The 18,137-nt window shown below is 63.2% G+C and carries 20 protein-coding genes; 9 read left to right on the forward strand and 11 right to left on the reverse strand.

What is annotated here, in order from left to right; genetic code table 11:
- Window positions 1–196 precede the first annotated feature (196 nt).
- Both AC0L2O_RS27090 and AC0L2O_RS27095 read right to left on the reverse strand, forming a co-directional pair.
- On the reverse strand, window positions 197–667 hold the full coding sequence (locus AC0L2O_RS27090) for a hypothetical protein (protein WP_473371884.1): 471 nt from the start codon (window positions 665–667) through the stop codon (window positions 197–199).
- A 294-nt stretch (window positions 668–961) separates the two neighbouring features.
- Window positions 962–2,347 carry a hypothetical protein gene (locus AC0L2O_RS27095; RefSeq protein WP_473371935.1) on the reverse strand — a complete coding sequence of 462 codons (1,386 nt, stop codon included), beginning with the start codon at window positions 2,345–2,347 and terminating at the stop codon, window positions 962–964.
- Between the two features lie 249 nt (window positions 2,348–2,596).
- Between AC0L2O_RS27095 and cysE the strand changes: the two genes are divergently transcribed.
- From cysE to AC0L2O_RS27110, 3 genes are all read left to right on the forward strand, one after another.
- Window positions 2,597–3,421 (forward strand): serine O-acetyltransferase, encoded by an 825-nt coding sequence (gene cysE, locus AC0L2O_RS27100; protein ID WP_369722881.1) that lies wholly within the window; start codon window positions 2,597–2,599, stop codon window positions 3,419–3,421.
- Window positions 3,422–3,580: 159 nt separating this feature from the next.
- Window positions 3,581–3,799: a DUF3126 family protein gene (locus AC0L2O_RS27105; RefSeq protein WP_369722882.1), complete on the forward strand. Its 219-nt coding sequence runs from the start codon at window positions 3,581–3,583 to the stop codon at window positions 3,797–3,799.
- Window positions 3,800–3,881: 82 nt separating this feature from the next.
- Window positions 3,882–5,084 carry an FAD-binding domain gene (locus tag AC0L2O_RS27110; protein ID WP_473371885.1) on the forward strand — a complete coding sequence of 401 codons (1,203 nt, stop codon included), beginning with the start codon at window positions 3,882–3,884 and terminating at the stop codon, window positions 5,082–5,084.
- Window positions 5,085–5,269: 185 nt separating this feature from the next.
- On the opposite strand, the gene AC0L2O_RS27115 is transcribed toward AC0L2O_RS27110, so the two are convergent.
- Complete coding sequence (locus AC0L2O_RS27115; RefSeq protein ID WP_473371936.1) at window positions 5,270–5,971, reverse strand: hypothetical protein; 702 nt, start codon at window positions 5,969–5,971, stop codon at window positions 5,270–5,272.
- A 222-nt stretch (window positions 5,972–6,193) separates the two neighbouring features.
- On the opposite strand from AC0L2O_RS27115, the gene AC0L2O_RS27120 reads away from it, so the two are divergent.
- Both AC0L2O_RS27120 and AC0L2O_RS27125 read left to right on the forward strand, forming a co-directional pair.
- A complete protein-coding gene (locus AC0L2O_RS27120; RefSeq protein ID WP_369722885.1) occupies window positions 6,194–6,523 on the forward strand; it encodes a DUF6949 family protein in 330 nt (109 codons plus the stop codon).
- Window positions 6,524–6,613: 90 nt separating this feature from the next.
- Window positions 6,614–7,144 (forward strand): gamma carbonic anhydrase family protein, encoded by a 531-nt coding sequence (locus AC0L2O_RS27125; protein ID WP_473371886.1) that lies wholly within the window; start codon window positions 6,614–6,616, stop codon window positions 7,142–7,144.
- Between the two features lie 28 nt (window positions 7,145–7,172).
- Here the strand turns inward: AC0L2O_RS27125 and AC0L2O_RS27130 are convergent, their stop codons facing one another.
- Window positions 7,173–7,337, reverse strand: coding sequence for a hypothetical protein (locus AC0L2O_RS27130; protein WP_473371887.1), 165 nt, complete (start codon window positions 7,335–7,337; stop codon window positions 7,173–7,175).
- A 160-nt stretch (window positions 7,338–7,497) separates the two neighbouring features.
- Here AC0L2O_RS27130 and AC0L2O_RS27135 point away from each other — a divergent pair, with 160 nt between their 5' ends.
- Complete coding sequence (locus AC0L2O_RS27135) at window positions 7,498–7,851, forward strand: hypothetical protein (RefSeq protein WP_473371888.1); 354 nt, start codon at window positions 7,498–7,500, stop codon at window positions 7,849–7,851.
- A gap of 199 nt (window positions 7,852–8,050) precedes the next feature.
- Here AC0L2O_RS27135 and AC0L2O_RS27140 read toward each other — a convergent pair whose 3' ends face one another.
- From AC0L2O_RS27140 to AC0L2O_RS27165, 6 genes are all read right to left on the reverse strand, one after another.
- Window positions 8,051–8,545, reverse strand: a complete 495-nt coding sequence (locus AC0L2O_RS27140; protein ID WP_473371889.1) for a hypothetical protein — start codon at window positions 8,543–8,545, stop codon at window positions 8,051–8,053.
- Between the two features lie 169 nt (window positions 8,546–8,714).
- Entirely contained in the window at window positions 8,715–9,446 is a 732-nt protein-coding gene (locus tag AC0L2O_RS27145; protein WP_473371937.1) for an aspartate/glutamate racemase family protein, read from the reverse strand.
- A 4-nt stretch (window positions 9,447–9,450) separates the two neighbouring features.
- Window positions 9,451–10,329, reverse strand: coding sequence for an ABC transporter permease (locus AC0L2O_RS27150; RefSeq protein WP_369722889.1), 879 nt, complete (start codon window positions 10,327–10,329; stop codon window positions 9,451–9,453).
- A gap of 3 nt (window positions 10,330–10,332) precedes the next feature.
- Window positions 10,333–11,292: an ABC transporter permease gene (locus tag AC0L2O_RS27155; protein WP_369726724.1), complete on the reverse strand. Its 960-nt coding sequence runs from the start codon at window positions 11,290–11,292 to the stop codon at window positions 10,333–10,335.
- On the reverse strand, window positions 11,292–12,581 hold the full coding sequence (locus AC0L2O_RS27160; RefSeq protein WP_369722890.1) for an ABC transporter substrate-binding protein: 1,290 nt from the start codon (window positions 12,579–12,581) through the stop codon (window positions 11,292–11,294). The genes AC0L2O_RS27155 and AC0L2O_RS27160 overlap by 1 nt, the downstream gene beginning before the upstream one ends.
- Before the next feature lie 41 nt (window positions 12,582–12,622).
- Window positions 12,623–13,609: an ABC transporter ATP-binding protein gene (locus AC0L2O_RS27165; RefSeq protein ID WP_473371890.1), complete on the reverse strand. Its 987-nt coding sequence runs from the start codon at window positions 13,607–13,609 to the stop codon at window positions 12,623–12,625.
- 254 nt (window positions 13,610–13,863) lie between these two features.
- Here AC0L2O_RS27165 and AC0L2O_RS27170 point away from each other — a divergent pair, with 254 nt between their 5' ends.
- A complete protein-coding gene (locus AC0L2O_RS27170) occupies window positions 13,864–14,571 on the forward strand; it encodes a GntR family transcriptional regulator (RefSeq protein WP_473371891.1) in 708 nt (235 codons plus the stop codon).
- 18 nt (window positions 14,572–14,589) lie between these two features.
- Here AC0L2O_RS27170 and AC0L2O_RS27175 read toward each other — a convergent pair whose 3' ends face one another.
- On the reverse strand, window positions 14,590–14,799 hold the full coding sequence (locus tag AC0L2O_RS27175) for a hypothetical protein (RefSeq protein ID WP_473371892.1): 210 nt from the start codon (window positions 14,797–14,799) through the stop codon (window positions 14,590–14,592).
- Between the two features lie 385 nt (window positions 14,800–15,184).
- Here AC0L2O_RS27175 and glsA point away from each other — a divergent pair, with 385 nt between their 5' ends.
- Window positions 15,185–16,183 carry a glutaminase A gene (gene glsA, locus AC0L2O_RS27180; RefSeq protein ID WP_369722895.1) on the forward strand — a complete coding sequence of 333 codons (999 nt, stop codon included), beginning with the start codon at window positions 15,185–15,187 and terminating at the stop codon, window positions 16,181–16,183.
- A gap of 67 nt (window positions 16,184–16,250) precedes the next feature.
- Window positions 16,251–17,891, forward strand: a complete 1,641-nt coding sequence (locus AC0L2O_RS27185; RefSeq protein ID WP_409188184.1) for an MFS transporter — start codon at window positions 16,251–16,253, stop codon at window positions 17,889–17,891.
- Window positions 17,892–18,137: the final 246 nt, after the last annotated feature.

An 18,137-nucleotide genomic window follows, 5' to 3' on the forward strand; every position in this document is an offset into this window, starting at 1 on the left:
CCGGTTTGATGAGCGGGGATGGGAAACGGGGCGTTGGCCATAGGCCCCAAGCTACCGCGCCCATCCTCGACTCTACCATCTCCGACATGGTGCGATGTCCGCTTTCGTGCTGCTGCTATTGGAGATAGCGCGCAGCGATCGCTTATCGTGGTCCAGATCAGACGCTCGTATGTTCGGCTGGTTGAAGCTGGCCATCTCAGGTCCCCATCCTAAAATTTCCGCCGAACAGTTCATTCGAGAGACCAGGCCCGCCGCCCGCAAATGCTCCATCAAGATAGCCGCCGTTAGGCCGCTTTAACCACACCAGTCGTTCCAGAATGCCCGTCGTGATCGGCTCACCAGTGATACCGAGGGAATTGAGCGGCCAGACTCCCGCCGAAACGATTTCCAGCGTGGCGCCGACCATGCGTGCCCTAGGTCCGAATGACTTCGTGAGATCTTGAGGATCGACTCGCTCCACCGTCTTGGGATCGTTCGGATCGCCGAAACGCACAAGGAGGGGCAGGCTTGTCAGCGGCAACTCGCGCTTTCCAGACAATTGGCGAACTTGCCGTAAGCCAGCGATCACGGGTGACGGCAGCGCGCCACCAGGAAAATCGAAGGCGCGAAGCACGATATATTCCGCACCCGAACGGCTGTCGGTGCCACTGTTCAAGAGTGCAAACATCACGCCTCTCGGACCAAGATCTAAGACCACCGCCTAACGATGGACTTGATGGGTACAATCCCTAGCCGAATGGTTGAACGAGCAAATCAAGGCGCTCACACCTCTTTCATCGCTCTACGTTGGGACATTCAGACCACTTCCCGGGCAAGAGGAGCTGCCTGCTGGAATTTTGCACGAAGTCGAAGTCGCGTGGCAACCGACGCCCAAAGGGCGTGAGTCAAGTGGGCGGGGAACGCGTCGGCGTGAGATAATGCTTAAACAAAAAGCCAAGCGCGATGACGCTGCATCCTAATCTCATTGCGCTTTGACGCCGTCGCCAAAGCGGCGCGCCAGCGCCATCAGCACCACGAAGGTCGCAACCCACACCATCCGCGCCCCGTAGCGGTCGTGCGGGCCCGAGATCACGCCGCAGATGAAAGCGTTGCCGAGCAAGGCCAGCGTCACGGTCGCCGCCAGCAGTGTCAGATCGTCCAGCCGGCGATTTGCGAGTGCGTGTCCGAGCAGCCCGACCAGCGCCAGCATCGAGACCAGCGCGACGGGGACGTGCAGCCAGTTGACGTAGTCGAAATTGATGCCCCAGTTTTGCTGGCGCGCCGCGCGCATCGGCGCCACTTGCGCAGGGATGTAGCGTTCGATGATGCCGTAGGTGTGTGGGATCCAGACACTGGCGCCTTCGCCGGTGGCGACGTGCAGCAATTGCTGGCCCATCGCCCGTAGCGCTGCACCGGCCTGCCACGCAGGATAGTCGGCGAGCGAGTGCACGACGATGTAGCCCATCTCGTCGTTGAGCCCATCGAAGCGGCCAAGCGTGTTGAACATGCTCTTGCCCCACAGGAACTCGTCGGCGGTCGCCGGCAGCTCGTTGCGATAGGGACAGAGCTTGAAGGTCTCGCGCGGGCAGTGGTCGTTGAGATAGCGCGCGACGATGCCGTCCTGCATCATGCGGCCGAAGGCGACGCCATAGCCGCCGGGCGTCCAGGCCCATTTGCCCGACAGCGCATGGTTCGCCGAGACCAGCATCAGGCCGCCGACAACAATGGTCAGGCTCGCCTGCGTCAATCCGGCGAGTGGCAGCCGAGCCCTGAGCACCGGCCGCATCATCCAGCCGACGGCGCAGAGCCCGAGCAGCACGCCGAGCGTGGCGCTGTGGGTCGCGGCGGCAAAGGCGGTGAAGACGAACAGCGCGATCTTTTCGAGTCCAGAGAGCCGGTTGCCCCCGACGACCAGAAGAAACAGCGACAGGATCGAAAGCCCTGCAAAGATGTCGGTGAGCAGCATGCTCGCGAGCCAGGGCAGCGCCGTCGACAGGATCAGCACGACGCTGATCGCGACGAAGCGGGACGTCTGCATCAGCCCGAGCACGCGCGGGGTGAGCTGCACCAACCACAGCGTCGTCAGCGACTGAATGGCGAGGTTGATCCAGAACCCGGAGTTCTCGCCATAATGCAGATAGAGGCCGAACACGGTGGAGCGGCTCGGCACGAGATAGCCCTCGTACCAGCGCGCCAGATAGCCGCCGGTATCCCATTGAAGCAGGGGGTAGCCGTTCCAGAACGCCGGCCCGATCATCAGCAGGGGGAGGGCCAGCGCGGCGAGCCGCAGCCAGATCGAGCCCGCTCTGCGCGCGCGTAAACTATCGCTGATGATGGTCAAATCTGCTCCGTCCTCGCTCACGACCATGCCCGCAATAATGGTTGAGACGAAATTCACCAATAGTTTGACGCCGCCCGGCTTGAATTTGGCTAAACTCTGACCACTTCAAGCCGACCTTGCCGCCCGGGGCGTCAGAAGAAACTGAGGTGATTCAACGCTTTGGCGTTCTTTCTGAGGGCAACGCGCTGTTCACTCTCAGGCAAGCCCGTCGCGACTTTGTCGCCTAGACTGTGCTATACAACCTACAAAGCCAGCCAATTCGAAAGAGCAGATTCCATGGCAGTGCATCAGGTCAATCCGGGAGGAAAGCTCGCTTCGCTCGATCCGATCTGGGAGCGGATCCGGGGCGAAGCGGAGGACATCGTTCACCGCGAGCCGGAGCTTGCGACCTTCATCTATTCGATGGTGCTGCATCACAGCCGCCTGGAAGATTCGGTGATCCACCGTCTCGCCGACCGGCTCGATCATTCCGCGCTGTCGGGCGATCTGGTGCGCCAGACCTATGACGAAGCGTTGCGCGACGATCCCGACCTCGGCAACGCCTTCCGCGCCGATCTCGTTGCCGTCTACGACCGCGATCCCGCGACCTCGCGCTTCATCGACCCCTTGCTCTACTTCAAGGGCTTTCACGCGCTCCAGACCCATCGCCTCGCGCACTGGCTGTTGCTGAAGGGCCGCAAGGATTTCGCCTACTACCTCCAGAGCCGCGCGTCTGCGGTGTTCCAGACCGACATCAATCCCGCCGCGCGCATCGGCCGCGGCATCTTCCTCGACCATGCCACCGGCTTCGTCTGCGGCGAGACGGCTGTGATCGAGGACGACGTTTCGATCCTGCATGGCGTCACGCTCGGCGGCACCGGCAAGGAGAATGAGGACCGTCATCCAAAGATCCGCCACGGCGTCTTGATCGGTGCGGGCGCGAAGATCCTCGGCAACATCGAGATCGGCCATTGCGCGCGTATCGCCGCCGGCTCGGTCGTGGTGAAGCCGGTACCGCACAATGTCACCGTCGCTGGCGTGCCCGCCAAGATCGTCGGCGAGGCCGGCTGCGCCGAGCCGTCGCGCACCATGGATCAGATGATCAACGCCATGGGACTGTGACATGGGGCTTTGATAAGGGACTTTGATACGGGGCTTTGAGTTCGAACAGGGCCGGTTTCCGGCCTTTTCATGCCTCTAATTCTTTGGCAATTGCTGCTGGCGGTTCGTCGCGTCTCGTCCTAAAAGCCCGCCAACCCAGATTTCGATTGGAGACTTGCCGTGGACGTCAAAGAAGTCAGAAAGCTCGACGCCTATCTGAAGCGCGTGTTCGGCAATCCCAAGCTCCGCGTCGTGCCGCGGCCGAAGAAGGATGACTCCGCCGAGGTCTATATCGGCGAGGAATTCATCGGCGTGCTGTTCGTCGACGACGAGGACGACGATCGCTCGTTCCAGTTCCAGATGGCGATCCTCGAGGACGATCTGGTCGACCAGGAATAGCGCGGGCATTTCGTAGAGGGAACTTCGACCCTCACGAACTGGTGTCCGCGGCGGCCGTGCGATCGGCTGTCGGTCCCCCCACATGCCGCTCATGAAAACTGTGCTGATCTCCGGAGCGGGGATTGCTGGTCCCACGCTTGCATTCTGGCTGAAAGCCGCTGGTTACGAGCCGACGCTGGTCGAACGTGCGCCTGCGCCACGCAGCGGAGGCTACGTCATCGACTTCTGGGGGCTGGGCTACGATATCGCCGAGCGCATGGCCCTGACCCCGGCCATTACCGCCGCCGGCTACCACGCCCAGGAGATGCGCATCGTCGGGGACGACGGCCGCCGGATCGCAGGCTTCGGCACCACGGTCTTCGACGAACTCACTGCTGGCAGATACGTGACGCTCGCTCGAAGCGATCTGTCGCGCCTGCTTCTGGAGAAGATCAGCGGGTCGACCGAAGTCATCTTCGACGACGAGATCGTCGGGATCGACGAGCAATCCGACGGCGTCCGCGTCCAGCTGCGGCGTGGTGGTCAGCGTCGATACGACCTGGTTGTCGGGGCCGATGGATTGCATTCGGCGGTGCGGCGGCTGATGTTCGGGCCCCAGGAGTCGTTCGAGAAGAATCTCGGCTACGCCGTCGCGGCGTTTCAGACCATCGGTTATCGGCCGCGCGATGAGAACGTCTATGTCATGTACGGACAGCCGGGGCGAATGATCGGGCGCTTTGCGCTGCGAGACGATCGCACCCTGTTTCTCTTCGTGTTCGGAGCCGACACTGACGATCCGGCGGTCTCTGCGGACAAACACAAGGCGGTCCTCCACCGCGTCTACGGTAACTGCGGCTGGGAATGCCCGCACATCCTCGCTGCCCTGGATCGCACGAATGGACTGTATTTTGATCGCGTCAGTCAGATCCGGATGCCGAAATGGTCGCGGGGCCGCACGGTCCTGATCGGCGACGCTGCGTTTTGCGTTTCTCTGCTCGCCGGACAGGGCTCGGCGCTGGCGATAATTTCAGCGTATGTTCTTGCCGGTGAGTTGCGGAAGGCGGACGGAGATTACCAGCAGGCTTTCCGCGCCTACGAATCTCGCCTCCGCGCCTATATCACTCGCAAGCAGCGGGGAGCCGAGCGCTTCGCAGCCGCCTTCGCGCCGAAGACCCGATCCGGGCTATGGTTCCGCAACCAGGTGGTCAGGGCGTTCGCGTTACCGGGCATTGCAAAGCTCGCGATTGGCAGGGACATCGCCGATCGGCTGGATATTCCCGTCTACGACTGGCGCTTGCCTGACTAGATCTTCTTCGATGGCATTATGCCCCTGTTTTGCCCGACGGCGCAAGCCTTACTTCGAAAAATACGAAAATGCTCCGTGCCGCCGATACTTGGCTACTGTGCATGGGGTTGTTTTCGCGTTTTCTTATCGGGAGGCCTCGGGCCGTCTCGGCGAGCTGATCTCGTAGCGAGCAGGGAGGCAGCGGATCAGCCCTTCGGCCCGCGCAACTGCGCCGTCAGCCGATCCATCGCTTCCGCCACGTCGCGCCATTGCGAGAGCCAGCTCCGCGGAAAGCGGAAGGTGAGGTCGGCGCCGTCGACGCGGCGCTCGGACAGGCACATGCCCGGTGTGGCAGCATCGCGTGTGCAGCGTGCTGTCAGGCCGGGGCTCGTCCCCGAATACAGATCCTCGCTGCCATAGGGCGTATCGGCTCGGAACATCCGCATTGTCAGCCCGTCCTCCGGCATTGTCGCGGCTTGGTCGAGATAGCGCGGATAGATCGTGGCCATGCGTTGTTCGGGCGAGAGCGCATCGCGATGCGCCGCGATCGACAGGAAGATGCGGTCGATCGGCTGCATCGCGGCGTCGACGCTGTCGGCCGTAACGTGCTTCGCGACGACCGGCGGCTCCAGCGAGGGATAGAGGAAATCGAGGTCGATGCGCTCCTGCGGCCCGGAGTGCCGCTGGATCTTCATGCGGATCGCGGATGTCGGCAGGTTGAACAGCGTGCCGCCGACGCTCACCGGCAGCTTGTCCGGGGCGTCGGCGCCGCCTGTGCTCCAGGTCGGCCACAGCAGATAGGCGACCAGCGCGATTGCGCCAACCGCGAACGCGCCGCTGAGCGCGATCGGGACGAGATGCGACCGCGTCCAGGAGGACCGAGGGGAGGCTGCCGAAAACACCGTCATGACGTCGCGCGATGAGCCCATTGGTCGGCCGATGGCCGACGAATCAGCGGCGACTATGCCATGGGGCGGCAGTTTCGCGGAGCGCTCAGGGCTGGCGGCAATGGGGGAGGGCTCTGCGCGGAGGGGGCGCCGCTGTTAACCTTCGCTTAAGGATAATGTAGCGTTAACCGGCACTTTTTGTCACAGCAAGCTTCCGGCGTTGCGTAAGGGCGGACCGTTCCCATGACACCTGAAGCTCTCAATACTTTCTTCTCGATCTGCATCGGCTTTGCGCTCGCGGGTGCCCTCGTGAGCGGATACCAGGCGGTGGCGGAACGGCCGGCCGGCTTCGGGCTGTTGCAGCAGGGCGTCGCCCCGAGAACCTTCGCGGCGGTGCCTTTCCTGGTGTTCGCCGCGCCCTTCATCATCATGCGCAACACCTTGCGCGGGATGCGGGTCGAGAGCCGCCGCTTCGAATTCGTGATGATGGCGACCGTCATTGCTGGCTTCTGGAGCATGATGAGCGGCACGTTCTTCCTGATGACGCTGCGCGCCGCCGGCGTTCTGGTCTGAGGCGGACATTGCAGGGCTGCCCGGTGAGGCGGCCCTTTGCGTCCGCGCCGCCGTTTCGCTATGGCTTCGTCAACGCGACAGGAGACCTCCATGGCGATCTATGAGCTCGACGGGCAGGCGCCCGATCTTCCCGCCGACGGTAACTATTTCATCGCGGAGACCGCGACTGTGATCGGCCGCGTGCGCCTCAAGCCGGGTGCCAGCGTCTGGTTCGGCGCGGTGCTGCGCGGCGACAATGAATGGATCGAGATCGGCGAGGGCGCCAACGTCCAGGACGGCTCGACCTGCCACACCGATCTCGGCTTTCCGCTCGTGATCGGGAAGAACTGCACCGTCGGCCACAACGTCATCCTGCACGGTTGCACCATCGAGGAGGGCGCACTGGTCGGCATGGGCGCGATCGTGATGAACGGCGCCAAGATCGGCCGCAACAGCATCGTCGGCGCCGGTTCCGTCATCACCGAAGGCAAGGAGTTTCCCGAACGCTCGCTGATCATCGGCTCGCCCGCACGCGTGATCCGTACGCTCGATGATGTCCAGGTGCAGAAGATGGGCAGTGCCGCGCGGTTCTATGTCGCCAACGGCCCGCGCTTCCAGAAGGGTCTGAAGCGGATCGGGTGAGATGGAGGCATCAATCGGGGGCGGCGTGTCAGCTTCCCTCGGATTCGCGAGCTTCTCTCGCGCTCGCAATCTTTTCGTGGCCGGCCGCCCACAGTGCATGCTCATCGCTGCCGTCCTGATACGGGTTGGCTTCGGCCGGAATGTTGTCGCGGGCGGCGCTTTCGCCCTCTGCAAAGGGATCGCGATTGGTCACCGTGATTTTCCCTTTCTGGCTTCGGGAGGCGCTGTGGCTGGCTGCCTGTTTCAAGCCGATGTGACGGCATTTGTTCCGAAACGCCTGTCATGAATGCCCCAATGACGTTAGGCTGACGCTGCTTTGTTGTGTGGAGCGTTTCCACGCGGGGGATTGAGTGATGTTACGCAAGACGATCATGGCTGCATTGGCCGTCGCGGCCGTGGGCCTTTCGGCACCTCAGGCTGCACAGGCGGGGGGCGGCCACTGGGGAGGCGGCGGTTTCCACGGCGGAGGCTGGGGCCACGGCTGGCACGGCGGCGGCTTCTGGCCAGGCGTCGCCATCGGCGCAGGCATCGCGGGCGCGGGCTATTATGGCGGGTACTATGGTTACGGCTATCCGTACTCCGGTGACCCCTATTATGACGGCGCCGGCTATGGCGATGGTGGCTATGACGGGCAGTGTTACCTCGTGCGCAAGCGCGTCATGACGCAATGGGGCTGGCGAATCCGCCGCGCCCAGGTCTGTGAGTAAGGTCTTGCGAGGTGCGTCGAGATCCGGCCAGGCCACAAAAAACAAGGCCGTTGACGCAGTATACCGTCAACGACCTTGCCAGCCCCGGACATTGAAATCGGCTCACGCCATCCGGTCCGGCGAGCATCGCGCGGAATCATACGGACGAATGTGATCCAGTTCACAAGTGGCGAAAATAAAAGGCGGGGCGCCCCGCCGATCAGCCGTGAGAGCGCTTGCGCGCGCTGGCATGGACGCGGAGACGCGCCGGTTTCCTCCGGGTAACCGACGGCGTGTCGGCCTCGGTCGTCCGGACGCTGGCGAAGGATTGCCGCAAACCGTCGATGGACTCGTTCAACGTAGCGACCTGCTCCGAGAGGCGCTTGGTATCGGCCTGCTGCGAAGCGAGCAGCCGCTTCATTGTCTGTAGCTGGTCCTGCACGACCTGGAGCTGGTCGATCGATTCCTGCTGGGTCGCCTCTATTCCCTTGGTCTTTTCGACGAGTTGCTCGGAAGCCTGCGCCGTGCGGGCCTGGAGTTGCCGCGAGGCGACCACCCGGTCGGTCTCCGGTGCGGCGCCGGTATAGACACGCCAGATCGCGATCGACGTGACGGCGGCGATCAGGAGCAGAAGCGCCGCGGCGGTCAGCGCTATCGGCTGAGCGCCAAGACGAAGCAGGGGATTGGACGTTGTGTCCTCGGCGAGATCGATCATCGCTGACAAAACCCAAATTGAAACTTGGTGATTGGCGAAGACCGGCAGCCCAAGAACACAGAGCAAGGCGGCCGGGGCGTCCCGAAAGTGTTACCCTTCAGCAACAATTAGGACGAAAAAGAGGCTGCGAACGAAAAAACCAGCGAAGGCCTCAACCCGAGCGACTGAATCAGGGCTGAAACGGCGAAAACGGGCCGGAATAGGCTTTTGAACGCGGCGCGGCGTACGGGCCGAGCCGCGAAGTCTTCAGCCCGAGCCGGACCAGCCCCTCGGCAAGCGTCACCGCGGCGGCCACGCCGTCGACCACGGGCAAGCCATGCTTGCCGGCGAGCTCCGCCGCCAGATCGGCCATGCCGGCGCAGCCGAGCACGATGGCCTCGGCGCGGTCGTCGCGGATCGCGGCGGTGATCTCGGCGGAGATTTTTGCGAGCGCCTCGGCATTGCGCTCTTCGAGTGCCAACACCGGTACCTCGGCGGCGCGGACGCGCGCGCAGCGCTCGGCAAGACCGTATTTCCGCAGATTATGCTCGATCGGCACGATGGAGACACCGAGCGTCGTTACCACGGCAAAGCGCGCCGCGATCAGGCTTGCGATGTGGAAGCCGGCTTCTCCGATGCCGATCACAGGTGCTTTTGCCGCCGCGCGCGCGGCATCGAGGCCGGTGTCGTCGAAGCACGCGATGATGTGGGCGTCCGCGCCATCGCGATCGGCTTCGCGGATGCAGCCGAGCATGCCGGGCACGGCGAAGGCTTCATCGTAAAAGCCCTCGATCGAGATCGGTCCCATGGTCGGCTGGCGCGCATCGATCACGGTGTCGGGCAGTGCGATCGCGCGCGCCGCAGCGGCGATCTTCGCCGTCATCGACGCCGTGGTATTGGGATTGATGACGTGAAGTCGCATCAGATCAGACAAGCCCCTTGCCGGCGTCCGAGCCCTTGGCCGCCTGCCGCTTGTTTAGCATGTGGATGGTGCCGAGCGAGAGCGCGATCACCGCGAAGGACACCGCCGAGATCACGGTGCCGAGCGCGTAGATATCGGGGTTCGTCACGGTGGTGGTGAGGCCCTGGAGATCGAGCGGCAACGTATTCACCGCCCCGATCGCCTGGCTGGAGCGCGCGAGCTCATCCCAGGACAGCGTGAAGCCGAACAGGCCGATGCCTATCACCGAGGGTAAAATAATCGGCAGCACGACGTGGCGGAAGGCCTGCCAAGGCGTCGCACCGAGATCGCGCGCGGCTTCCTCGAGCCTCGGATCAAAGCGGTTGAAGATCGCGAACATGATCAGCAGACCGAACGGCAGCGTCCAGGTCAGATGCGCGCCCAGCCCGGAGGTGAGCAGACCCATCGAGGTCTCGAAATTCTCGTTGAAGAAGCCCTTGATCACATCGTCGATGATGCGGAATTCTAGCGAGATGCCGAGCGAGGTGATGATCGACGGGACGATGAGGCTCGCGATCGCCGAGTAGAACAAGATGCTCTGCGCCTTGAACTTCCTGCGGAACGCCATGCCCGCGGCGACCGACAGCACGACGGTGACGGCCATCACGATGACGCCAAGCAGCAGCGAGCGGCGGAAAGCCGCGCCGAGATCGACGATGCCGGTGCCCTGGAACAGCTTCGACAACCAGTAGGTCGATACGCCGTTCATCGGGAAGGTGAGGCCGCCCTGCGGGCCCTGGAACGACAGCACGTAGATGGCGATCATCGGGCCGTAGAGAAACAGCACATAGGCCGCGAAGAAGATCGCGAGCACATAGAAGCTGCGCGGGCGTCCCTCCGTCATTGCCTAGAGCTCTTTCTTGATGTCGACGATGCGCGACATCATGGTGATGATCAGGAAGGTGATGATGAGCAGGATCACGGCGTTGGCCGCTGCCGCCGGGAACTGCAGCGCGTTCACCCGTGTCTCGATGATCTTGCCGGCCGAGGCGATCTGCTGGCCACCCATCACGCCGATGGTGATGAAGTCGCCCATCACGATGGTGATGACGAAGATCGAGCCGATCACAATGCCGGGCTTGGCAAGCGGAATGATGACGTTGACGAGGGTCTGAAAGCCGGTCGCGCCGGCGTCGTAGGCCGCTTCGATCAGCGATTTGTCGATCCGCACCATCGAATTGAAGATCGGCACCACCATGAAGAAGGTGAACAGGTGCACCAGCGCCAGCACCACGGAGAATTCGGAGAACAGCAGCCATTCCAGCGGTTGGTTGACCAGGCCGGTCTTCATCAGCCCTGAATTCACCAGGCCGTTGCGTCCCAATAGCGGAATCCAGGCGATCATGCGGATGACGTTGGAGGTCCAGAACGGGATCGTGCAGAGCAACGACAACCCCATCTGCCAGGTCTTGGACCTGACGTGGAAGGCGAGGAAGTAGGCGACCCAGAAGCCGATGAACAGCGTGATGGCCCACACCGTCACACAGAGCTTCAGCGTCTTCACATAGGTTCGCCCGATCGTGCAGAGATCAGGCAACTGGGCGATGCAGCCTTCGAACGTGTCGGTGTAGCCGCGGCCCGAGAACGCCGGCAGCAACTGGTATTCATTGTAGTCCCAGAACGAGACGATGACGACGAACACCAGCGGGATCAGGAAGAAGGCGAGAAACACCAGCATCATCGGCCCGGCCTGGAGCCAGGAGATGAAGGACGGCGACAGGCGCGCCGCTTTTGCAGGGCGCGCCTTCTCCGATCCCCGGACAAGGTCCGGGGATGCCTGTTGCAGGATGTCCTCCGACGTATCCATCACGCGGCGATGAACTCGTTCCACTTGCGGACCATGTAGTCATTCTCGTCCATCACGGCGTTCCAGCACGCAACGCCGCCCATGCGGTCCTCATAGGAGCCGCCGTCGCGCACGGCACCGGCCTTCTCGAGCAGCGAGCCGTCGGGCGCCTTGATGTCCTTCTCGGCCGGCTTGCCTTCCATCCAGTACGCCCACTCGTAGGGCTCCATGTTGGCCTTCGCGGTCGAGAGCACCGCCGAGTAGTAGCCCTGGCGGTTGAGATAGGCGCCGGCATAGCCGGACAGGAACCAGTTGACGAACTCATAAGCCCAATCGAGCTTGGCGCCCGAGACGCCCTTGGAGACGCAGAAGCCCGAAGCCCAGGAGCGATAGCCTTCCTTCAGCGGCTGGAAGGTGCACGCAATGCCCATCGAACGCACCTTGGTCACCGCCGGCGACCACATCGATTGGATCACGGTTTCGCCCGAAGCCATCAGGTTGACGCTCTCGTTGAAATCCTTCCAGAAGGCGCGGAACTGGCCGGCCTTCTTGGCTTCCGTCATCACCTTCATGGTGAGATCGATCTCTTCCTTGGTCATGTTGCCCTTGTCGGCATATTTGTACTTGCCGGCGGCTTCCACGACCATCGCGGCATCCATGATGCCGATCGAGGGGATGTTGAGGATCGAGGCCTTGCCCTTGAACTCGGGGTTGAGAAGTTCAGCCCACGAGCTGATCGGGCGCTTGATGATGTCGGGGCGGATGCCGAGCGTGTCGGCGTTGTAGACCGTCGGGATCAGCGTGACGAACTCGGTGGCCGTCTTCGAGAAGGTCTTGGAGTCCTTGCCTTCCAGATAGAGCACCTTCCAGGGCGCTGTTCCTTGACCGCCGATCTTCTTGCCGCCGGGCGTCTCGCCCTTGGTGAAGACCGGGGTAATGTTGTCGAATTGCTTGATCTTCTTGGAGTCGAGCGCAAGGATGTTGCCCGAGGGCACCAGCTTCTTCAGCGAGAAATATTCGGTGTCCAGCACGTCGAAGGAATTCGGCTGGGTCATCACGCGCTTGGTGACGTCGTCGGTGGTCGCCGTGATGTACTCGATCTTGATGCCGGTGTCCTTCAGACACTGCTTGGAGATGTCGTCGCCTTCGTTCACGGCGGTGCCGAGATAACGCAGCACCTTCGGCTCCGCCGACATCACATAGGGAAAGCCGGTGATGGCCCCTGAGCCGGCGGCAAGGCCCGCCAGACCCGCGGTGCTCTTCAATAGCGTGCGGCGGCTCACGCCGGTCTTTTTGGTGGTCTCGGTCATGCTCTTACTCCTCTGTTGCGCATTTTCATGAACGGCGGGCGCTATTGCAGGCGTTGCGCCTTGGCGGGATCCCAGGTGGCCAGCACGCGATCGCCCGGACGGAACGGGTGGACGTCGAAGGCGGCCTCGGGGAGGTGGGAGAACAGGGCGGTGCCGTCATCCAGCGTGAGCGAGACGGCGACATAGGAGCCCTGGTACTCGGTGTTGGTCAGCAGCGCCGGCGCGCCGAACACGCCATCGGCGAGCGGCTTGATGCCGAGCTGATCGGCGCGGACCGCGATCAGCTTGCCGGAGTCGCTGAGCACGTTGTGGCCGCCGATGAAGCGGGCAACGAATTCGGTGCGGGGATGGTGGAAGATGTCGCGGGCCGAGCCCTGCTGCTCGATCTTGCCCTGGTTCATCACCACGATGTGGTCGGCGAGCGCCATCGCCTCTTCCTGGCCGTGGGTGACCTGGATGAAGCTGATGCCGAGCTCGCGCTGGAGCCGCTTCAATTCGCCCCGCATCTTTACCCGCAGGAACGGATCGAGCGCGGAGAGCGGCTCGTCGAGCAGAAGGATCTGCGGCTCGGTGATCAGCGCACGGGCCAGCGCGACGCGCTGCTGCTGGCCGCCGGAGAGCTGCGCCGGAAGGCGGCCTGCATAGGGGCTCATCGCCACCAGCTCCAGCAGCTCGCCGGCGCGCTTGTGCCGTATCGCCCGATCGATGCCGCGCATTTTCAAGGCAAATGCGACGTTGTCGAGCACGGAGAGGTGCGGAAACAGCGCGTAGGACTGAAACATCATCGCGGTGCCGCGCTTGGCGGGTTCGAGATCCGTGACGTTCTGCGGTCCCAGGATGATGTCGCCCTCGCTGACCGCTTCGTGGCCTGCGACCATCCGCAAGGTCGAGGTTTTGCCGCAGCCGGACGGGCCGAGCAGGCAGCAATAGGTGCCGGCCGGGATCTTCAGGTTGACGTTGTCGACCGCCAGCGTCGTATCGTAGCGCTTGGTGACGGCGACCAGTTCGAGAGCGGCGGGAGTGGCCATGGCGTGTCCGAAGGAGGGCGATGCTCGGCGTCTCTCCGCAAGGTCCGTGCCAACAGCGCCCGGTCGGCCGAATTCGAAAACTGTGCAGCGGAGTCAGATCGTTAGATCGAATCCGGCGCAATCACAGGGGTCGCAGGGCGGCCAGTAATGTGCACACAAAATGAGCGCGGATTGTATAAAGTTTCGCCTGTGATTGGATACAGCTGGTCGACTAACATTCGAGGCTGAACTTCGCCGATCGAGCCCTCACATCCATGGCTGCCAAAACCCGACCAAAATCCGATGCTCCAGACGCGAGCGACCGCGTCAGTCGGATCAGGGAGGGCGTGACCGCGGCGATCCTCGAGCATCGTCTGCTGCCCGGCATCAAGCTCGGCGAGGACGAGATCGGCGAGATCTATGGCGCCAGCCGGACGCTGGTTCGCACTGCGCTCCAGCAACTCGCGCATGAAGGCATCGTCAGCATCGAGAAGAACCGCGGCGCCTTCGTCGCACGACCGTCACCGGCCGATGCCCGTGAGGTGTTCGAGGCTCGCCGCCTGATCGAGCCCACCATCGTCGACCACGCTGTCGACGCCGTCTCGCCGGCCTGGATCAATCGCCTCCAGCAACATCTGGCTCAAGAACGCGAGGCGGAGCTGCGCGGCGACGCGCGCGCGTCGGTGCGGCTCTCCGGTGAATTTCACCGGATCGTTGCCGAGATGAGTGGCCACAGCGTTTATCTCGGCTTCCTGAAGGAGCTGATCGCGCGCTCCTCGCTCATCATCCTGCTCTATCGCCGTCATGACACGCCGGGCTGCGGCACCGATCATCACGCCGAGATCGTCACCGCGATCCGCAAGCGGGACAAGCCGGCCGCGCGCGTGCAGATGCTGTCGCATCTGACGGAGATCGAAGCCGAGCTGTTCCTGAAAGATCCCGCCGCCGACGAGATGCGGCTCGCCGACGTGCTCGGAGCGTGAGCCGGATCGCGCTGCCGGCTAGGGCGGCGAAGATCTCTCGTTTCGCCTGACGATCTTCAGCACGAGCAGGCCGGCTCCAAGCACCAGCAAGAGCAGGCCGACGAAGGTTGTGCCGCCGGATTCAAAACTCACGCCGACCGCGGTCAGCAGGCATCCGAAGATGATTGCGAAAAGCCCGCCGAGCTTTTTGACCAGCAGGACGTGACCGTCACTCGTTTGAGCCACCATGTTACGCCTCGTCGCTTGATGTCGTAGTCTGCTTTCAAAGCCCGCTCCTCGCTCCCTGATCCTCATCTCTTCTCGCGCAGACCGCGCGCATTGTACCGTCCCGAACGAGAGCTGCAATCTTGCGTTGATCACAACTCGAGTCCCGATTGCTACCCTTTTGAGTAGAGTTCGATGCAAGCGAGGCAGCAGCACTTACGCACCTTGCGGAGAGGCCATATTCGAACCGCGCGTCCAATGCACCTCTGATCGACTCGTATGGCTGAATTGCAGAATCGCTCACTGGTTGAAAATTGACTTGAGGCGCTGATCGGCATCAACTACTCCGTGCACGTCGAGTTCTCGAACGGAGCCGACATGAGTTAGATCCGTTCTGCGGAGTGGTGCGATGGTGTCGCGCTCGGTCGTCCATGAACGAGAGCCGGCCTACGTTTCGACCGGTCATTTGCCAGCTGCGGAGACTGTACAGTCGCTGGTGAACGAGGCGCATCGCCGGTTCCAATCAAATCATGACGGCGAAAACTCGCAAGTTTACCCGGCGCTTGCGCGGGTTCCGAACGAGCTGTTCGGCGTCTGTGTCGTCGGCACCAGCGGGCGCATCTACGGCGCTGGAGACGTCGACTACGAATTCTCGATCATGAGCGTGTCGAAACCGTTCCTGTTCGCGCTCGTCTGCGAAACCATCGGACCTGAGGATGCGCGTGAAAAGCTCGGCGCCAACGCGACCGGGCTTGCTTTCAACTCGCTCGCCGCGATCGAGCAGGGCGGCGGCCGCACCAATCCGATGGTGAACGCCGGCGCGATTGCCACCACCAGCCTCGCGCCGGGCTCGACCGCTGCGGCACGGTGGAAGTTCATCCATGAAGGGCTGTCGCGCTTTGCCGGCCGCGAGCTGCCGCTCAATGAAGAGGTCTATGCGTCAGCGTCGCAGACCAATTTCCGCAATCGCAGCATCGCGCGGCTTCTGGAGAGCTACGGTCGCATCTATTGCGACGCCAAAGAAGCGACCGATCTTTACACACGCCAATGTTCGCTCAACGTCAGCGCCCGCGACCTCGCAGTCATGGGCGCGACGCTCGCTGATGGCGGCGTCAATCCGGTCACGAAGCAGCGCGTGGTCGATGCCGAGGTCTGCCATTATGCGCTCGCCGTCATGATCACCGCCGGGCTCTACGAGACCTCGGGCGACTGGCTCTACGACATCGGCCTGCCCGGGAAGAGCGGAATCGGCGGCGGCATCGTTGCCGTGTCGCCGGGCAAGGGCGGCTTCGGCACCTTTGCCCCGCCGCTCGATGCGGCCGGCAACAGCGTGCGGGGACAGCTCGCGGCGAAATTCCTGTCGCAGCGGCTGGGGATGGATCTGTTCGTATCGCAACCGGAACAATGAATGCGCGAGAGATCGGGCAGGCTCTCGGGGCCTGACGATCGCAACGCCGATCAAGCCGGAGGACGTCATGGTCACACAGACAATCTCGATAGACGGCATTCACGGAGAAGAGCGCGCGTCATGGATTCCCATGATTTCGATCGCGCTCGGCCAGATGATCATGTCGTTCAACGTGGCTTCGCTTCCGGTGGCGATGGGCGGGATGGTCGCGAGCTTCGGTGTGGCGCCGACCACGGTGGCGACAGGGATCGTCGCGTACTCAATGCTGGTCGCGGGCTTCGTGATGCTCGGCGCCAAGCTCGCCCAGCGTTTCGGTGCCCTGCAGGTGTTCCGCATCGCGGTCGTTGTCTTCTTCGTCTCGCAAGTGATGATGACGTTCAGCCCGACGGCCACGGTGATGATTTCGGCGCAGGCGCTCTGTGGCGCGTCGGGTTCGGTGATCGTGCCCTCGCTCGTAGCCCTGATTGCCGAGAATTACGCCGGTCGCCAGCAGGCGACGGCGCTCGGCGCGCTCGGCTCGGCCCGCGCGGCGGCCGGCGTGCTCGCCTTTGTCATTGGCGGCGTACTCGGCACCTATATCGGCTGGCGGCCGGCGTTTGGCATCCTGATTGCCGCATCGGCGATCGTATTCCTGATGAGTTTCCGCTTGAAGCCGGATCGCGGCCGGCCCGACGTGCAGATCGACCTGATCGGTGTTGCCCTTGCCGCGAGTGCAATCATCCTCATCAGCTTCGGCTTCAACAATCTGAACGGCTGGGGTCTCGCGGTTGCGACCGCCAACGCGCCGTTCGATCTGCTCGGCCTTTCGCCGGCGCCAGTGATGATCCTGCTCGGAATCGTGCTGGGCCAGGCGTTTCTGCTGTGGACGCACCGCCGCCAGGCCGCAGGCAAGACGCCGCTATTGGCGCTGGAGGTGATCGACTCGCCGGAAGAGCGCTCCGCCGTGTTTGCGCTGTTCGCGGTGGTGGCGCTGGAGGCCGCACTGAACTTCACGGTGCCACTCTACATCCAGATCGTGCAGGGACGTTCGCCGATCGCGACCGCGATTGCCATGATGCCGTTCAATCTCACGGTCTTCTTCTCGGCGATGCTGATCGTCAACGTCTACGAGCGGCTGACGCCGCGCCAGATCGGCCGCTACGGCTTTGCACTCTGCACCATCGCGCTGGTCTGGCTCGCCTTCGTCGTGCGCAATGACTGGAGCGAGGTGCCCGTGCTGTTCGGACTGGTTCTGTTCGGCATCGGTCAGGGTTCGCTGGTGACTTTGCTGTTCAACGTCCTGGTGACGGCATCCCCGAAGGCGCTAGCCGGAGACGTCGGGTCTTTGCGCGGCACCACGCAAAACCTCGCCGCCGCGGTCGGAACCGCGGTCGCGGGCGCGCTGCTGGTCGGCCTGCTCAGCACCATCGCACTTGGCAAGATCACGGCGAGCCCGGTGCTGACGCCGGAGCTCCAGGCCCAGGTCGATCTCGGCAACATCACGTTCGTCAGCAACGATCGTCTGCGCAGCGTGCTGGAACGCACGAGCGGGACGCCGGAGCAGGTCGCGGAGGCGGTGCGCGTGAACACTGAGGCGCGGCTGCGGGCGCTGAAGATCGGGCTCCTGATCATGGCGGGTCTCGCGCTGATCGCGATCGTCCCGGCGGGACGGCTCCCGAACTATCTGCCAGGTGAGATTCCCGGCGAGGAGTCCGCCGCAAAAACCTGAGTTGGAAATCGGGCAGGGATTTCGAAGGAGAGCTTCATGAGTGAGATGGATCGCCGCGATGCGCTGCGCACCCTGTTTGGAGGCGTGGTCCTGGCTGGTGCAGGTGTGAGCCTGTGGTCGCGGGATGCGGCTGCGTTGGCCGAGGTGACGCAGACCGACCAGCCGGGTTCAACCAGGCGTGACTCTGCCGGCCGCATCTATGCGCAAACGACCCGTCCACGGCCAACTCCGGTCCACCGCCCGCCA

Source organism: Bradyrhizobium sp. Kon10, assembly GCF_055807395.1.

Bases quoted from the DNA above. Each gene is read 5' to 3' on its own strand.
- cysE (WP_369722881.1), top strand. From the start codon at position 2,597: ATGGCAGTGCATCAGGTCAATCCGGGAGGAAAGCTCGCTTCGCTCGAT.
- AC0L2O_RS27150 (WP_369722889.1), bottom strand. From the start codon at position 10,329: ATGACGGAGGGACGCCCGCGCAGCTTCTATGTGCTCGCGATCTTCTTC.
- AC0L2O_RS27160 (WP_369722890.1), bottom strand. From the start codon at position 12,581: ATGACCGAGACCACCAAAAAGACCGGCGTGAGCCGCCGCACGCTATTG.
- AC0L2O_RS27090 (WP_473371884.1), bottom strand. From the start codon at position 667: ATGTTTGCACTCTTGAACAGTGGCACCGACAGCCGTTCGGGTGCGGAA.
- AC0L2O_RS27135 (WP_473371888.1), top strand. From the start codon at position 7,498: ATGTTACGCAAGACGATCATGGCTGCATTGGCCGTCGCGGCCGTGGGC.
- AC0L2O_RS27165 (WP_473371890.1), bottom strand. From the start codon at position 13,609: ATGGCCACTCCCGCCGCTCTCGAACTGGTCGCCGTCACCAAGCGCTAC.
- AC0L2O_RS27145 (WP_473371937.1), bottom strand. From the start codon at position 9,446: ATGCGACTTCACGTCATCAATCCCAATACCACGGCGTCGATGACGGCG.
- AC0L2O_RS27170 (WP_473371891.1), top strand. From the start codon at position 13,864: ATGGCTGCCAAAACCCGACCAAAATCCGATGCTCCAGACGCGAGCGAC.
- AC0L2O_RS27185 (WP_409188184.1), top strand. From the start codon at position 16,251: ATGGTCACACAGACAATCTCGATAGACGGCATTCACGGAGAAGAGCGC.
- AC0L2O_RS27125 (WP_473371886.1), top strand. From the start codon at position 6,614: ATGGCGATCTATGAGCTCGACGGGCAGGCGCCCGATCTTCCCGCCGAC.
- AC0L2O_RS27115 (WP_473371936.1), bottom strand. From the start codon at position 5,971: ATGACGGTGTTTTCGGCAGCCTCCCCTCGGTCCTCCTGGACGCGGTCG.
- AC0L2O_RS27140 (WP_473371889.1), bottom strand. From the start codon at position 8,545: ATGATCGATCTCGCCGAGGACACAACGTCCAATCCCCTGCTTCGTCTT.
- glsA (WP_369722895.1), top strand. From the start codon at position 15,185: ATGGTGTCGCGCTCGGTCGTCCATGAACGAGAGCCGGCCTACGTTTCG.
- AC0L2O_RS27110 (WP_473371885.1), top strand. From the start codon at position 3,882: ATGCCGCTCATGAAAACTGTGCTGATCTCCGGAGCGGGGATTGCTGGT.
- AC0L2O_RS27120 (WP_369722885.1), top strand. From the start codon at position 6,194: ATGACACCTGAAGCTCTCAATACTTTCTTCTCGATCTGCATCGGCTTT.
- AC0L2O_RS27155 (WP_369726724.1), bottom strand. From the start codon at position 11,292: ATGGATACGTCGGAGGACATCCTGCAACAGGCATCCCCGGACCTTGTC.
- AC0L2O_RS27175 (WP_473371892.1), bottom strand. From the start codon at position 14,799: ATGGTGGCTCAAACGAGTGACGGTCACGTCCTGCTGGTCAAAAAGCTC.
- AC0L2O_RS27095 (WP_473371935.1), bottom strand. From the start codon at position 2,347: ATGGTCGTGAGCGAGGACGGAGCAGATTTGACCATCATCAGCGATAGT.